This window comes from Pantoea sp. alder81 (genome assembly GCF_020179835.1).
Taxonomy (GTDB): Bacteria; Pseudomonadota; Gammaproteobacteria; order Enterobacterales; family Enterobacteriaceae; genus Pantoea.
On record NZ_JAIUDA010000001.1, the window covers coordinates 953,942 to 969,904 of the forward strand.

General features: G+C 53.9%; 16 protein-coding genes. 8 read left to right on the forward strand and 8 right to left on the reverse strand.

From position 1 onward, the window contains the following. Complete coding sequence (locus LBW88_RS04525; protein WP_224928186.1) at positions 1-1,461, reverse strand: MDR family MFS transporter; 1,461 nt, start codon at positions 1,459-1,461, stop codon at positions 1-3. Between the two features lie 384 nt (positions 1,462-1,845). Here LBW88_RS04525 and osmY point away from each other — a divergent pair, with 384 nt between their 5' ends. Genes osmY through osmV form a run of 4 tightly spaced genes read left to right on the forward strand, consistent with a single transcriptional unit; the run spans position 1,846 to position 5,296 of the window. Continuing rightward, positions 1,846-2,562, forward strand: coding sequence for an osmoprotectant ABC transporter permease OsmY (osmY, locus tag LBW88_RS04530; protein WP_224928183.1), 717 nt, complete (start codon positions 1,846-1,848; stop codon positions 2,560-2,562). Positions 2,563-2,576: 14 nt separating this feature from the next. Further along, positions 2,577-3,503 (forward strand): glycine betaine ABC transporter substrate-binding protein, encoded by a 927-nt coding sequence (locus LBW88_RS04535; protein ID WP_224928181.1) that lies wholly within the window; start codon positions 2,577-2,579, stop codon positions 3,501-3,503. Between the two features lie 9 nt (positions 3,504-3,512). Further along, a complete protein-coding gene (gene osmW, locus LBW88_RS04540; RefSeq protein ID WP_034823432.1) occupies positions 3,513-4,160 on the forward strand; it encodes an osmoprotectant ABC transporter permease OsmW in 648 nt (215 codons plus the stop codon). Continuing rightward, positions 4,160-5,296 (forward strand): osmoprotectant ABC transporter ATP-binding protein OsmV, encoded by a 1,137-nt coding sequence (gene osmV, locus LBW88_RS04545; protein WP_224928178.1) that lies wholly within the window; start codon positions 4,160-4,162, stop codon positions 5,294-5,296. The genes osmW and osmV overlap by 1 nt, the downstream gene beginning before the upstream one ends. Positions 5,297-5,543: 247 nt before the next feature. On the opposite strand, the gene LBW88_RS04550 is transcribed toward osmV, so the two are convergent. The 4 genes from LBW88_RS04550 to LBW88_RS04565 all read right to left on the reverse strand — a co-directional run bounded on the left by LBW88_RS04550 (position 5,544) and on the right by LBW88_RS04565 (position 10,150). After that, positions 5,544-6,914, reverse strand: a complete 1,371-nt coding sequence (locus tag LBW88_RS04550; protein ID WP_224928175.1) for a nucleobase:cation symporter-2 family protein — start codon at positions 6,912-6,914, stop codon at positions 5,544-5,546. A 176-nt stretch (positions 6,915-7,090) separates the two neighbouring features. Further along, a complete protein-coding gene (gene bioD / locus LBW88_RS04555; RefSeq protein WP_224928172.1) occupies positions 7,091-7,795 on the reverse strand; it encodes a dethiobiotin synthase in 705 nt (234 codons plus the stop codon). Between the two features lie 105 nt (positions 7,796-7,900). After that, positions 7,901-9,118 carry an ROK family protein gene (locus LBW88_RS04560; protein WP_224928169.1) on the reverse strand — a complete coding sequence of 406 codons (1,218 nt, stop codon included), beginning with the start codon at positions 9,116-9,118 and terminating at the stop codon, positions 7,901-7,903. A gap of 135 nt (positions 9,119-9,253) precedes the next feature. Next, entirely contained in the window at positions 9,254-10,150 is an 897-nt protein-coding gene (locus LBW88_RS04565) for a LysR family transcriptional regulator (protein WP_224928166.1), read from the reverse strand. 94 nt (positions 10,151-10,244) lie between these two features. Here LBW88_RS04565 and LBW88_RS04570 point away from each other — a divergent pair, with 94 nt between their 5' ends. The 3 genes from LBW88_RS04570 to LBW88_RS04580 all read left to right on the forward strand — a co-directional run bounded on the left by LBW88_RS04570 (position 10,245) and on the right by LBW88_RS04580 (position 13,451). Further along, complete coding sequence (locus LBW88_RS04570) at positions 10,245-11,501, forward strand: MFS transporter (protein ID WP_224928163.1); 1,257 nt, start codon at positions 10,245-10,247, stop codon at positions 11,499-11,501. A gap of 167 nt (positions 11,502-11,668) precedes the next feature. Continuing rightward, on the forward strand, positions 11,669-11,926 hold the full coding sequence (locus LBW88_RS04575) for a hypothetical protein (RefSeq protein WP_224928160.1): 258 nt from the start codon (positions 11,669-11,671) through the stop codon (positions 11,924-11,926). 340 nt (positions 11,927-12,266) lie between these two features. Then, on the forward strand, positions 12,267-13,451 hold the full coding sequence (locus LBW88_RS04580; protein WP_224928156.1) for a sugar transporter: 1,185 nt from the start codon (positions 12,267-12,269) through the stop codon (positions 13,449-13,451). Positions 13,452-13,513: 62 nt separating this feature from the next. Here LBW88_RS04580 and bhsA read toward each other — a convergent pair whose 3' ends face one another. Continuing rightward, on the reverse strand, positions 13,514-13,771 hold the full coding sequence (gene bhsA, locus LBW88_RS04585) for a multiple stress resistance protein BhsA (RefSeq protein ID WP_034831180.1): 258 nt from the start codon (positions 13,769-13,771) through the stop codon (positions 13,514-13,516). A gap of 293 nt (positions 13,772-14,064) precedes the next feature. On the opposite strand from bhsA, the gene LBW88_RS04590 reads away from it, so the two are divergent. Then, positions 14,065-14,715: a TetR/AcrR family transcriptional regulator gene (locus tag LBW88_RS04590; RefSeq protein WP_224928154.1), complete on the forward strand. Its 651-nt coding sequence runs from the start codon at positions 14,065-14,067 to the stop codon at positions 14,713-14,715. A 93-nt stretch (positions 14,716-14,808) separates the two neighbouring features. Here the strand turns inward: LBW88_RS04590 and rhaM are convergent, their stop codons facing one another. After that, positions 14,809-15,123 carry an L-rhamnose mutarotase gene (rhaM, locus tag LBW88_RS04595; protein WP_224928151.1) on the reverse strand — a complete coding sequence of 105 codons (315 nt, stop codon included), beginning with the start codon at positions 15,121-15,123 and terminating at the stop codon, positions 14,809-14,811. Beyond that, positions 15,113-15,955, reverse strand: a complete 843-nt coding sequence (gene rhaD / locus LBW88_RS04600; protein ID WP_224928148.1) for a rhamnulose-1-phosphate aldolase — start codon at positions 15,953-15,955, stop codon at positions 15,113-15,115. Before rhaD ends, rhaM begins: the two co-directional genes overlap by 11 nt. Between the last annotated feature and the right edge of the window lie 8 nt (positions 15,956-15,963).

Below are 15,963 nucleotides of genomic sequence, written 5' to 3' on the forward strand. Positions count from 1 at the left end.
CTATTCCGCTTCTGGCCGCTGGCGCGGCATCAACCACGCAATCCACAACGTCAACATCGCAATCACTAACGCCACCACAAACACCCAATGCAGCGAAGCAGCGATCTGTCCGGTCCACTGATGCAACGTTGCTTCAGACAATGACTGACGGCTCTCATGTGACATGATCTGCTGCATCGGATCGTTAGCCTGTGGCAGACGCTGCGCAAGGTTGAAGTTCAGAACCGCCCCCATCAGCGCCGTCCCGATCGCTGAACCCAGCATACGGCTAAACATAATCGACGCGGTGCAAATGCCACGAATGTCGTAATGCGCATGGTTTTGCACTGAAACCAGGAAGGTGGTGCTGGTCATGCCCATGCCGGTGCCGATGACAAAAGCAGTGAGCCCGGCTTGCATGATTGAACTGTCGGTTCGCAACAGCAGCAACAGCGCGCTGCCCGCAATCAGCAACAAGGCACCCAACTGCGCGGTGAAACGATAAGACGTGACTAACATTAATCGGCCACTCAACGTGCTGGCCAGCGGCCAACCAATGGACATCATCGCCAGCGCGCTGCCCGCCTGCAACGGTGTGCCGCCGGTGATACCCTGAATCCACGTTGGCAGAAACGCGCTGATGCCCATCATGGTGGCACCAATAATCAGATTACCGGCATTGCCTGCCAGAATTAACCGGCTGCGCCAGATAGCGAGAGGAAACAGCGGAGCCTCAGCACGCTGTTCATGCTGTTTTAACTGCCAGCCCGCTAGCAGAGCCAATAACAGGAATGCCAGTAACCAGTAGCCAAGAGCATCCGCCTGCAACAACGCAACCAACAGAGCCGTGATGCAAATCATCAGCCAGCAGCTGCCAGTAAGATTCAGCGTTGCCCCTTTGTGATGCTCACGCGCCGGTAAGAAACGCGCTAACAGCAGCATGGAAAACAGGCCGATTGGCACGTTAACCCAGAAAATCACCGACCAGCTAAAGTGCTGCACCAGCCAGGCGCCGCTCAGTGGCCCGATGATAGCCGCAACCCCCCACACGCTGGAGAGCCAGCCCTGCACGTTGGCACGTTCGCGCGGGGAATAGATGTCGGCCACGATGGTGCTGGTGAGTGGCATAATCGCGCCTGCACCCAAACCCTGAAACGCGCGAAACAGAATTAACCACGTCATGGTGTGCGCAAAACCGCACAACACCGAACCAGTCAGAAACAGCGAGACGCCAATGAACAAGAGTCGTTTACGGCCCCACATATCTGCGAGACGACCATAGAGTGGCACGCTCACGGCCTGAGTCAGCAAATAGATAGAGAAAACCCAGCCAAACTGCGAGAAACCGCCGAGTTCAGCAATAATGGTAGGCATCGCTGTCGCCACAATGGTGACTTCAATCGCGGCCATAAACATGGCTAACATGCAGGCGATAAGGATCCAGTGGCGATGTTCCGTGTTCAATTCTGCAGTTTCAGTCATACGTCTCCCTTTTTACTTTCAAGGCTAGCTGATTTTCCATCAGACGAGTTTCCTCTGCGTGCGCCCGCAATGTGACAATGTCACGCAATTCGATGAATTTTTTTTATTGTCAGATGATGCCTTATTTCATGCGGGTTAAGAAGGTTTTAACCACCCTTCTATCTGTCTGATTTTGCCGTAGAAACTGGCGCATTACGCTAAGCATTGCTATAGCTTTTTACAGCACTTTCCAGTTATTCACTGGAAAAGCAGTATCTAACAGTCATTTTATCTGCAATTTAATGGGGTGAAGGATTTTCGTATGCGGTTATTTCTCCGCTGCGCCTTCAACCGTGAAATGACATAACCAGATCGAACAATTTGTCGAATCAGGGAGACTCTCGCATGCAAAATGCATCGCTCGTCAGTAGAGCCGGGCTGGCACTACTGGCCATCGTCGCGGTGATTGCCCTGCTGGTTTGGGGAATCGGGCTGAATACGTTGCGCGACCGGCAAGAAGACTTAATCTATCTCGGCCAGCAGCATCTGTTTTTAGTGTTTTGGTCAATGTTGTTTGCCCTGTTGGTCGGCATTCCGAGTGGAGTTTTACTCAGCCGTCCGTTTGCCCGTCGCTGGGCTGAATATGTCATGCAGATCTTTAACGTCGGGAATACTTTGCCACCGCTGGCTGTTCTGGCCCTGGCAATGGTCATTGTCGGAATAGGCGATCGACCGGCCTTAATTGCCCTGTTCCTCGCGTCACTGCTGCCCATCGTGCGTAATACCTTTTCCGGCTTAAGCGCGGTGCCACCGTCGCTGATTGAAGCCGCCAACGGCATCGGCATGACCAAATTTCAGCGTTTGCGTCAGGTTGAGATTCCCAATGCCTTGCCGGTGATTCTGGCAGGTGTGCGCATCGCGACCGCCATTAACGTCGGAACGGCACCGCTGGCCTTCCTGATTGGTGCCAGCAGTTTTGGCGAACTGATTTTCCCCGGCATTTACCTTAATGATTTCCCAACGTTGATTCTCGGCGCAGTCGCCACCGCCCTGTTTGCGCTGATCCTCGATCTGCTGCTGGCAGCCCTGGGACGTTTCCTCAGCCCGCACTCTGCGGCTTAACAAGGAGCTAAGTGATGGGTAAAACGCATATTTTAACGCGCTGGGTGAAGCACACCGCGCTGGCACTGGCCGCCACATTGGCCATCAGCCAAACCGCTGCCGCGGCAACGCCGATTGTGATGGCAACCAAAAGCTTTACCGAACAGCATATTTTGTCTGCTATGACCGTGCTCTGGCTGCAAAAGAAAGGTTTCCAGGTGGTGCCCAAGACCAATATCGCTACCACCATTAGTCGCAATGCGATGATCAATAAGCAAATTGATATGACCTGGGAGTATACCGGTACCTCGCTGATCATCTTCAATCACATCAACAAACCGATGTCTTCAGAAGAAGCTTATAAAACCGTTAAACAGCTCGATGCCAAACTAGGTCTGGTGTGGCTTGATCCCGCGCCAATGAACAACACCTATGCATTTGCCATGCAGCGTGCACGCGCCGATAAAGAGGGCATCAGCACCATGTCACAGCTGGTTGCCAAACTGGAACAGGTACGCAAAACCGACCCCGACCACAACTGGAAACTGGGACTTGATTTGGAGTTCTCCGGCCGTTCCGATGGCCTGAAGCCGTTGCAGAAGGCTTACAACATGCCGCTGGATCGCCCACAAATTCGTCAGATGGATCCGGGATTGGTGTACAACGCGGTGCGCGATGGCTTTGTTGATGCTGGCTTGATTTACACCACCGATGGACGAGTAAAGGGCTTTGAACTCAAGGTGCTGGAAGATGATAAGCACTTCTTCCCGAGTTACAACGTCACGCCTGTGGTGCGCCAGGATGTGCTGGAAAGCCATCCGGGGCTGGATACGGCGCTCAATCAACTCTCTCCGTTGATCACCGATGAAGCGATTACCGAGATGAATAAACGCGTTGATATCGATCATCAGTCACCGCAGCAGGTGGCGCGTGATTTCCTTCAATCTAAAAACATGCTGTAAGGAGGTGTCATGGAGACTTTGCATTACATCATGAGTAACTGGCACACCCTGATGGCCTTAACCTGGCAGCATACCTGGCTGGTGCTGGTGGCGGTGGGATTCGCCATCATCGTTGGCGTGCCACTGGGCATTTTGATTGTGCGCTTCAAATGGCTGGCGACGCCGGTGCTCGGTATCGCCACCATCGTACTGACCATTCCGACCATTGCGCTGTTTGGCTTAATGATTCCGCTGTTTTCTATGATCGGTCAGGGCATTGGTGCGCTGCCCGCTATCTGCGCGGTATTCCTCTATTCCCTGCTGCCGATTGTGCGTAACACCCATACCGCGCTGGAGAACCTGTCGCCAGGGCTACGTGAAGCGGGCCGCGGCATAGGTATGACCTTCTGGCAGCGCCTGCGCTGGGTCGAGATTCCCATGGCGCTGCCGGTGATCTTCGGCGGTATCCGTACTGCGGTGGTGATGAACGTCGGCGTGATGGCGATTGCCGCAGTCATCGGCGCGGGCGGATTGGGCTTACAGCTGCTGGATGGTATCAGCGGCAGTGATGTGCGCATGCTGATTGCCGGTGCACTGATGATTTGTTTATTAGCGATTGTGCTTGATTGGCTACTGCACCGTTTGCAGTCGGCGCTGACTCCTAAGGGGATTCGATAATGATAAAACTGGAAAACCTGACGAAAACCTTTACGCAAAAGAACGGCACTTCCTTCAACGCCGTGGATAACGTCAGCCTGGAAGTGCCTGCCGGAGAGATGTGTGTGCTGCTAGGCCCTTCCGGCTGTGGCAAAACCACCACGCTGAAAATGATCAACCGTTTGATCCCAGCCAGCAGCGGTAAGATTTTGATCAACGGCGAAGACACCAGCGGACAAGATACCGTCACGCTGCGTCGTAATATCGGCTACGTGATTCAGCAGATTGGTCTGTTCCCAAACATGACCATCGAAGAGAACATTACCGTGGTGCCGCGCATGCTGGGCTGGGATAAAAAGCGCTGCCGCGAGCGTGCTACCGAGCTGATGAGCATGGTGGCACTCGATCCCAGTAAATTCCTGCATCGCTACCCACGTGAGATGTCCGGCGGTCAGCAGCAGCGAATCGGCGTGATCCGTGCGCTGGCGGCTGATCCACCGGTGCTGCTGATGGATGAACCTTTCGGTGCCGTCGACCCGATCAACCGTGAAGTGATTCAGAACGAGTTTCTGGAAATGCAGCGCCAGCTGAAGAAAACGGTGATGCTGGTGAGCCATGATATCGATGAAGCACTAAAACTCGGTGACCGCATCGCGGTATTTGGACAGGGCAAAATCGTGCAGTGCGCCAGTCCTGACGAACTGTTAGCCAAACCGGCCAATGATTTTGTTGGATCCTTTGTTGGCCAGGACCGCACGCTAAAACGCCTGCTTCTGGTGCAGGCAGGCGACGTCACCGATCAACAGCCGACCATCACGGTTAAGCGCAGTACCCCGTTGCAGGAGGCGTTCGCCACTATGGATGACAACGATATGCGATCTGTCACTGTGGTGGATAATGATGGCAAGCCGCTGGGGTTTGTGAAGCGTCGTGAAGCCCGTAATGCCGCCGGAAGCTGCGAGGAGATGCTGCATACCTTCAAGGTGACGGGCAAGGCCGAAGAGAATCTGCGCGTCGTGCTATCCAAACTGTATGAGCACAACACCGTCTGGATGCCGATCGTGGATGAGGAAGGACGCTACAGCGGTGAGATTTCGCAGGACTATATCGCGGATTATCTCAGCTCAGGACGTACGCGCCGCCGATTGAATCCTTAACCAAGCGCACAATGGCTGAACCTTGAGGAACAGTGCACGACAGCCCGAGTCCAGACAAACCGCACGACAGTTGAAACGTTGGAAGAGGCGGCAGAGGAGTAAAGCGTCCTGCGCCAGGGATGGCGCGGGCCGAGCCCCAGGGATGGTTTACGGCGTCTTTACGATCTGCCGCCTCTTCCGACGTACGCACCGACTCACAGCCAGTGGTTTAAATCCCCATCTCCCCAACGCACGCACAGGCTCAAAATCAGTGATTTTCCTTCACCGCATTGATCACCCGCTCATCACCCCGTTCCGATGGCAGCACGATATTCAACAGCATCGCCAGAATGCCACCCGTGGTCACCGCATGACCAAACAGATTACTCACTAACGGTGGCAACTGCTTCAGCACCTCGGGTACCGCTTCAACACCTAAGCCAATGCCAAATGACACCGCCACGATCAACATCTCACGGCGGCCCAACGGGGATTGCGTCATTACACGAATGCCTGCCGCCACCACACTGCCAAACATCACCAGCGTGGCGCCGCCGAGTACTGGCGCGGGAATCTGCTGCAGCACATTCCCAATCACCGGAAACACGCCTAACAACAACAGCATCACGCCAATCACCATGCCAACATAACGGCTGGCCACGCCGGTCATCTGAATCACACCGTTGTTTTGCGCAAAAGTAGTGTTGGGGAATGCCGAAAACATCGCGGCGAACAAGCAGCTAATACCATCTGCCAGAATGCCGCCCTGCAAACGACGCTGGAAACCCTCGCCCTCAATCGGTTGCTGCGAGATCAGGCAGTTCGCCGTCAAATCCCCTACTGCTTCAATCACGCAAATCACCGACACCAGCGCAATCGGCACGAAAATGCTCCAGCTAAAATCAAAGCCAAAGCGGAAAAATGAAGGCAAAACCAACCAGTGGCTGGTGGCCATTGGTTTGATAGGCAGATGGCCGGTGAGTGCCGCCGCCAGACAACCCACGGCGATGCCTGCCACCACCGCAACCAGGCGCATCCAGCGATTTTGGGAGCGGTTGAGCACAATGATCACCAGCAGCGTCAGCGCGCCCAGCGCCAGATTGCCCGGAGCGCCAAAGTCAGCGGCGTTATGACCGCCTGCCCAATCGGTGATGCTGACTTTAATCAGACTGATGCCGATCAAGGTAATCACCGTGCCGGTCACCACGGGCGTCAGCACTTTCCGCAGCGGCGTCACACAGCGGCTGATTAGCATCGGGATAAACGCGGCCACAAAGTTGCATCCCATAATCATCGCCATGATCGCTTCCGGTGAACCGCCCTGCGCTTTCACCATCAAGCCACCGGATAAAATGACACCGAGAAAAGCAAAGCTGGTGCCTTGCAGGCAAATCATGCCCGCCCCAACACCCATAAAGCGGCGCGCCTGCAAAAACGTCCCTAAACCCGAAACCAGCAAAGACATGCTAATCAGATACGGAATGTAAGCCTGCAATCCAAGGATTGAGCCAATAATCAGCGGCGGGGTAATGATCCCCACCACGCTGGCAAGGACGTGCTGCAACGCAGCGAAAAAGGCGGGAACAGGGCCAATACGGGCATCAAGCCCATACAATAAACCTTTAGGGGAGTGCGACATGTGTATGCTCCGGCAGAATATTCATCAGCATGGCTGATGCATGATTCACGCCATTGGCACTCACATAGAGTAAAAAATTTATAACCTCATGATAAAAAGCTGATTTAAGCAGAGCAATATCGGATGCTGAATCCGAAACCTTAGATTCAGCATCCGACTATTTGCATCACTTCGTTTCACCACGCCGCAGGCTGCGCACTGTCAATGTGCATCAAAGCCTCATCCAGCAGGGAAATATCTAGATAGCCACTCAGCTCACGCTGCTCGGCACGCGGCAGATAAGGCAACTCACCCAACAGCGGTGCGCCCAGCTTTTCACGCAGAACATCAATGATTTCAGCGTAATGAGCCAGTCCTGGGTTAATGCGGTTGGCGACCCATCCCACTAAAGGCAACCCATCACGAGCGATAGTCTCGGCGGTCAGTAAAGCATGACTAATGCAACCTTCCTTAATGCCCACCACCAGCACAACCGGCAGCTGTTCCTGTTGAACCCAGCTGGACAACGGTTGCAGATCATTCATCAGACTGCGCCAACCCCCGGTTCCTTCCACTACCACCCGCGCGGCGCGGCTTTGTAACTGCTCAAGGCTGCGGCTCAGCAACGGATAATCAATGCGCACGGATGCGCTGGTGCTGATTTCATCTTCTTCCAGCGTGATGGGGTTGACCGCGTGGTAAGGGAGTTCGAGACCCGATGCCTGCTGCAACAACAGAGCATCTTTATTACGCAACCCGTCGGGTGTGTGCTGTGCACTTTTGGCAACAGGTTTAAAGCCCGCTGCACAGAGGCTCGCTTTGGCGAAACACTGCAGCAGCGCGCGTGACACGACGGTTTTACCCACCGCGGTGTCGGTACCGGTGACAAAGATTGTTTTCACCTTATTCCTCCTTCGTTAGAGCGATGTGTAACCTGCGAAGAAGGCAGTTTAAGGAAATGTCTCTGACGGCAGATTGCGTTAGCGCAAACTTAAGGCGAGCAGTGATTAGCCTTGCAACAGTTTTACCAGCAAATGGCCGCTGTAAAGGGAATCTTTGATCAGCGCGGCGGCACCGTGAGTACCTGGATCGCTGAGGCTGGTGGGCGCAAGCTGAATTTCATTACTGTACGCGGGTAACGCCTGCTGACGAATGGTGCTGCTGACGGCAGGAAACAGCACATCAGCGGCTTGATTGAGCGGTGAACCAATAAGGATTTGTTGTGGATTGAAGATATTCACCATCATTGCCAACATGCGGCCCACGTGGTGGCCTACACCGGCAATCACGTCGCGCGCCAGCCGATCGCCCTGCTGTGCGGCTGCGCATAAACTGGCGATGGTCAGGGGTTCCCGATGCAGCAAACTGTCGGGTTGTGAAGATAAACGCTGGGCCGCCAGCTGCAATAAACTTCCGGTGCTGGCTACGGTTTCCAGACAACCATGATTGCCGCAGTAACACTGCTGACCATAAGGATCGATCTGCGTATGGCCAATTTCAACCAGCGCGCGGCCACGTTTATGCAACAGCTGTCCCCCGCTGATCACGCCCGCGCCTACCGTTTCATCAATCACTATCTGAATCACATCCTGCGCACCGCGCGAGGCACCAAACAGCGCTTCAGCCAGCGTCCAGGCGGAGATATCATGCTGCACAAATACCGGTAAACCCGTGAGCGTGGAGAGCGTTTCACCTAGCGGCATTTCCTGCACGTCGTAGCCCGGCATGCGATGCACCACACCGGAAGCCGCATTGATCAAACCGGGCAAGGTGATGGCAATCGCGGTGAGACGTTCAAGTTTGTTCTGATGGCGGACGAAGAAGTCATTGACCATATTCTGCAGCGTTTGCAGCAGCGGCTGGTCAGCGCTGGCAGGCAGGGGCAAACGATCTTCCTGCAATGCCCGGCTACTGAGATCGCGCAGCGTCAGCGTGATCTGGCCCGGTTGAATGCGAATAGCCAGGTAGTGCCAGGCGAAGGTGTCGAGAATCAAGCCAATGGCCGGACGACCACGGCTGCCTGGATCCTGAAACTCGGTTTCCTGCACCAGATGCGCATCGAGCATTTCACGCACGATTTTGGTGATACTGGCGGGTGCCAGCTGGGCACGTTTAGAAAGCTCAATACGCGAAATCGGGCCGTAAAGGTCAATCAGTCGGTAAACCACACCTGCGTTGGTCTGTTTTATTTGGTCAATGTGGCCAGGCTGACTGTCCAGATTCACGCCCTGCTCCCGGATATTTTCGCGCTTCTAAATAAACAGCAGCTATGGTGATGCAGATTGGCAGGCAGCGTCAAATATTTGATTAGAAATGTGATTTATCGCACATAAAGATCGGGCCATTATTCACCGGGTGATTCAAATTTCGGCATTCTGCAGCATCAACTGCATCATATTGTGCATTTGCGCACTGGGTTCACGCGTGGCTGACCAGACCAGCCAGACTTCAGAAATGGCATCGTGCTCCTGCAAGGGGATCCACACCACATCGGCCAGTCGCGCACGTCGAAATGAAGCTGGCAGAATGGAAACACCCAATCCGGTGGCGACCAGACCGAGAATCGTCATCGCTTCCCCCACTTCCTGCGTAATAAAGGGTTTGATTTGATAACGGTGCAGCAGCGCCAGTGTTTCACCGTACAAAGCGGTGCCACCCTGCGGATCAAAAAACACGAATGGCTCGCTAGCGAGTGCCTGAATGGAGATAGACTCAGCATCTGCCAGCGGATGTGCCCAATGCACCAGCGCACACAGTGGCTCGCGCAGCAGCACCCGATGCTGTAAATCGCTCGGCAATGGCGTATTGCGCATCACACCCAAATCCAGTCGACCCTCATGCAACGGTGCCAGCTGCTGGCGGGTATTATTTTCCTGCATCGAGATGTGCACTTCCGGCCAACGCTGACGAAATTGATACAGCGCATCGGATACCAGGCCAGTGAAGGGAGCGGAAGAGGTAAAGCCAATGCGTAGCTCTCCTTCCTGTCCGCTATGCACGCGAGCCGCCCGACTGGCAGCTTGCTCAACCTGCAGCAGAATGGTGCGCGCATCCTGTAAAAACAGCTGACCGGCAGCCGTGATCTGCACGCTGCGATTAGTTCGGGTAAACAGCTGCGCGCCGATCTCTTGCTCCAGCTGCTGAATCTGCTGGCTGAGTGGCGGTTGGGAAATATTCAATCGCTGTGCTGCGCGGCCAAAATGCAGTTCCTCGGCAACGGCAACGAAATAGCGTAAATGGCGCAACTCGACATTCATATCTTAAACGTCTCATTTGAGATTATTAATATATTGTACAACCTAATCTCACTTTCCTACAGTTATCAGACCGTTTCTCATCTAAGGATATTCCGTGAGTCGCTCTTCCCAGGCAGTGACAATTCATGAAGACGAGTTGTCCGCTAAGCCTGCTTCAACCGTAGCCCCCTCAGAGTGGATTGAGCGTGGATCGCCGCAGTTTATGCGCGTCACGCTGGCATTATTTTCCGCTGGATTGGCCACCTTCGCGCTGCTGTATTGTGTGCAGCCGATTCTGCCCGTGCTGTCACAGCAGTTTGGCGTCTCTCCTGCCGAAAGCAGTATTTCTTTGTCACTCTCAACCGGATTGATGGCGCTGGGCTTGCTGGTGACCGGTCCGCTATCCGATGCTATTGGGCGCAAATCCGTGATGGTGACGGCTTTGATGCTTGCCGCCATTTGCACGCTGATTTCCGCCACCATGACCAGCTGGCAAGGCATTCTGATGATGCGTGCGTTGATTGGTCTGTCTCTCAGCGGCGTGGCGGCGGTCGGTATGACCTATTTAAGCGAGGAGATCCATCCCCGCGTGATTGCCTTCTCGATGGGTCTGTACATCAGCGGCAATTCCATTGGCGGCATGAGCGGACGCTTGCTCACCGGCGTGCTGACCGATTTCTTCTCCTGGCGTGTCGCCGTCGGCGTGATCGGCTGCTTCTCATTGGCTGGCGCCCTGATGTTCTGGAAAATTTTACCGGCGTCACGTCATTTCCGTCCCGCCTCGTTGCGCCCGCGCAGTTTATTCATCAACTTCCGCCTGCACTGGCGTGATAAAGGATTACCCTTCCTGTTCGCTGAAGGTTTTCTGCTGATGGGCGCGTTTGTGACGCTGTTTAACTACATCGGCTATCGTTTGTTAAGCGCACCCTGGTCGCTGAGCCAGGCGGTGGTGGGACTGCTGTCGGTGGTGTATCTGACCGGATCGTGGAGCTCGCCCAAAGCGGGCGCGATGACCAGTCGCTTTGGTCGTGGTCCGGTGATGATTAGCGCTACCGCCATTATGCTGGCTGGGTTATTGCTCACCGCCTTTAATTCTCTCTGGCTGATACTGCCCGGTATGATGCTGTTTACGGCGGGCTTTTTTGCCGCGCATTCTGTTGCCAGCGGCTGGATTGGTCCACGCGCACGCCGTGCCAAAGGCCAGGCCTCGTCACTCTATTTGTTCAGCTATTACGTAGGTTCCAGCGTAGCGGGTACGTTAGGCGGCGTGTTCTGGCACAGCTATGGCTGGGCGGGCGTAACGCTGTTCATCAGTGTGCTGCTGTTGCTGGCCTTGGTTGTTGGCTGGCGTTTACAGTGCCGAAAACTGTAATACCTTTCATCTAAACGACGGGGCCGATGCGCCCCGCGTCTCCCTAAAGCCCACAGAATCGGGCGATCAATCAGTCCCACTTAAAACAAAACGACAATTCGTCGCTATAATCCTTTTTATTCCAACAATAGTTAGATTTTCTTTTTTCACAGCAATGAGGACGTTAGATGCAACTCTATTATTACGTCGATAAGCATGCAGGCTATAACGACAACCATGTGGTACATGCAACAGGCTGTCCATTCATCCCTTCTGATAGTGCACGGCGTTTTCTCGGGACTTTCTACACACCCACCGCCGCCATACAACAAGCGCGTAAATTTTATTCCAGTGCTATGGGGTGTGAACAATGCTGCCCGGTGGCGGTAAAAAAAAGCCTGACCACTCAGAATAGCGTGGCGCTAAAACATATGGTGCAACTCTGATAATGCTGGTCTGACAATGGATTAGCGCTTAAGGGGTTTTGTTAAGTACGGCTGTCGCATCGTTCTAATATAGAAACAGCCGACTTAATCATCACTGGATCTCAAAGCGCTACGCCATGATTGTTTTTTCTCGCTATCACCCCTCAGACAAAAAGCAAGAATTGATAATAACCTCAGGCTATTAACCCGGCGTTTAGCGATAAAAAATAATCACTAATAAAAACGGTCCTGAAGGTTTTCATCCGCTCATTAATGCTCCACAATAGCCCCAATTTGTGATGCAGGTCACTTAACCGGGTGCGTTTCACCCCCTCACTCGCTGTCAGATCATTTGAACCCCATGCAATCTACTACCGTCTCTCGTAAAACAGCCTGGCTACGCGTTGTGCTGTTGGCCATTGCCGCTTTTGTTTTTAATACCACTGAATTTGTGCCTGTTGGCCTGCTGTCGGATATTGCGGCGAGTTACGCCATGAAAACCGCCGATGTCGGCATTATGCTGACCATTTATGCGTGGGTCGTTGCGCTGTTATCACTGCCGTTAATGCTGCTGACGCGTAATATCGAACGACGTTTTCTGCTTTCAGTGCTGTTCATTCTGTTTATCGGCAGCCATGTGCTCTCGTCCGTGGCATGGGATTTCACCTCCCTGGTGATTTCACGCATCGGTATCGCCCTGGCGCACGCAGTGTTCTGGTCGATCACCGCTTCACTGGCGATTCGTGTTGCGCCCGCGGGTAAGAAAACCCAGGCGCTGAGCATGCTGGCAACCGGTACGGCGCTGGCGATGGTGCTGGGCGTACCGATTGGTCGTATCGTCGGGCAGTATCTCGGCTGGCGTACTACTTTCGGCATGATCGGTTTGTCAGCGTTGGTGCTATTAATTCTGTTGGTGCGGATATTGCCGCGCCTGCCGAGTGAACACACCGGCTCACTGAGCAGCGTGCCGATGCTGTTCCGCCGTCCGGCGCTGGTGGCGATGTACATTCTGGTCACGCTGGTGGTCACCGCGCACTACACCGCTTACAGCTACATCGAACCTTTTATGCAGGTGGTGGCTAACGCGGATGAGAATTTCACGACGTTGCTACTGTTGCTGTTCGGTTCCGCCGGGATTATTGGCAGCGTGCTGTTCAGTACGCTGGGCAACAAATTCCCTTCTGCGATGTTACTGGCGGCGATTAGTATCATCACGTTGAGTATGGGTCTTTTGCTGTTTGCCGCCGTGCGTCCTGCTGCTATTTCGCTGCTGTGTATTTTCTGGGGCATGGCGATGATGATGATTGGGCTGGCGATGCAGGTTCGCGTGCTGTCACTGGCGCCCGATGCTACCGATGTGGCGATGTCATTGTTCTCAGGAATTTATAATATCGGGATTGGCGCGGGTGCCCTGTTGGGCAATCAGGTCAGCGAACACATGAAAATGTCGGATGTGGGTAACGTGGGTGGATTGATTGGTCTGGCTGCGTTGTTCTGGTGTATCACTATCTTCCGTCGGTATCCGCAACTCCGTTCAAACGGATAATCTGCTTTACGACCAGGGGCACACTTCTGTGCGCCCCTGCGCCATTCGATGCGCTTTGGTAATTAGTTATAAATTACCGCTGTGCCATTTAGCTTGTTGTTGCCAGAGGTCGAAGTGATGCGGAACGACTTTGCTCCGGCAGCACTCGCCTTCTCCGATAGCTGGTTCTCCAGTGAAGTCAGGTTAGTGCTACCTGATGCACTTACCACACCGATTTGCTGCTGGTTCAATGGTGCCTGATTGACCAATTCGGCAGCCATGCTACCAAACGCGATGGATGACAGTGCGACAGCGGCTAATACCATTTTGATGCTTTTCATGATTGTCTCTCTTATGCAGATGAAAGGGGTGGGTTGAATTTAGTTAACAACCGTTAATTAAATGCTAGCGCCGAACCGGGCATCTCGTCAATCATTTTATTAACGGTCGTTATTTTATTAAGAAGTGGCGTGATTATGGGCTTTAGCGCCCTTTTTCACTTATCGATTTGAGTGCTATGAAATGGGTAAAGCACAAACGGGCAAAGCAAATTAAGCTGAACTCCGGCTGCGCTTGCATATTTAGTTAGCGATCGGTAATTTAATCCCATGTTCTTCATGCAGTGAGGTGCGCTATGACCAAAATTACCGACACGCTTAATCGTAAAACGCGTGGCCGTCCAAAAGTGTTCGACCGCAACGATGCGCTGGATAAAGCATTGATGCTGTTTTGGGCCCACGGTTATGAAGGCACATCGCTGTCGGATTTGGTGGACGCAACCGGTGCAAAAGCGCCGACACTTTATGCTGAATTTGAGAACAAGGAAGGTCTGTTCCGTGCAGCAATGCAGCGCTACATCGATACCTTCAGTGCACAGCGTAATCAGGTACTCAACGACGAAACACTCGATGTGAAAGCCGCAATTGAAGCCTACTTTCGTGCCACCGCAGCCTGTTTTACCGAGTGCGATAAGCCCGCTGGCTGTTTCTTTATCTGCACGTCGAGTGCGCTCTCTTCTGGCTCCGACGAGATCGCGCAGATGCTGGCTAAGCAACATCATGCGCAGGAAAACGCCTTGAAACAGTTTTTGGATGCCCGACAGCAGCGCGGTGAATTACCGCAGTGCGCCAACAGCAGCACGCTGGCCAGCTATCTCGCTTGTGTGTTGCAGGGGATGTCGGTGCGTGCTCGTGAAGGTGCAAGTCGTGATGACCTTGATGGGATTGTTGATACGCAGATGGCCATCTGGCCGGCACTGGCAGGCTACTGCGCGCTAAACACGTAAAGGTCTGCCGCTTTGTCAGGCACTTGTTCTCCATAAAGCAGGGGCGATCTCAAGATCGCCCTGCCGCACATCAAAGCGCAACGCCACATAGACTTACGGCATAAAAAACATCGGTTTTAACGCTTGGCTAATGGGGCTGTTATCCGCATTGGAGGGCATCAGATCTTTCATCGATGCCCACCAGCGCTGGCACACTTCCGTATTCGCCACCGCCTCCCAACGAGCTTCCGACTCTATCTCCACGCTGGCAAACAACAAGTCACGTTCAGCATCCAGCCAGATCGCATAGTTGTGCGCACCGTGAGCTTTCAACGTCTGTTCCAGCTCAGGCCAGATCGGTGAATGGCGACGCAGATACTCATCGTGGCAGTGCGCATGCACCTGCATCACAAAGGCTTTACGCAACATCACTGCGCTCCGCACTCAACGCCGCTTGCCAGGGTTTGACGGCGAAACGTTCACCCAGTGCCACCAACTGTTCAGTGGTGATGCTCTGGCGAATTCCGCCCATCGACAAGGCTTTGACCACCACTTCTGATGACTTTTCAGCCGTGTCGATCAATCCAAACGTCTCATCCAGATTCGGGCCGGCACCGAAAATGCCGTGGAACGGCCACATCACCAGGCTGTGCGAAGCCATGGCATCGGCGGTAGCCTGACCAATCTGGTCGGTGCCCGGCACCATCCACGGCAAAATGCCGACACCATCCGGGAACACCACCAGACATTCGGTGCTCCCTTCCCACAGCAAGCGTGTGAAGCGGGCGGAATCCAGATTCACCACGTAGCTCAACGCCATAAAGTTGGTGGCATGGCAATGCATGATCACGCGGTCAGCCCCATTGGAAACCTGCTTACGCACGCTGTGCGACTGGAAATGCGCCGCCAGTTCCGAGGTTGGCAACCCGCCGTTGCTGAGTCCCCAATGGATCTTGTACGACAGCCCTTTATCGTCCACCTGTAGCAGCGCCAGACAGTCGGCGGGATCAAGCTGAACATTACGGAAAAACTTGCCTGAACCCGTCACCAGGAACCAATCGTTGGCCAGCGCGGGCGCCGGTTTGGTCAGCTCAATACAGCGCGGTTCGGCATAAAAATCGGCTGACCAGGCCTGAGCTTCCTCCGGCACTAAACGCAGGCTGACGTTGCCGCCATTACGCTCATCCCAGCCCTTTAACCACATATCACTGGTGGCTTTCACCATGTCCTGAACAAAGGACGAAGAGAGAATATTTTGCATGGTTGATC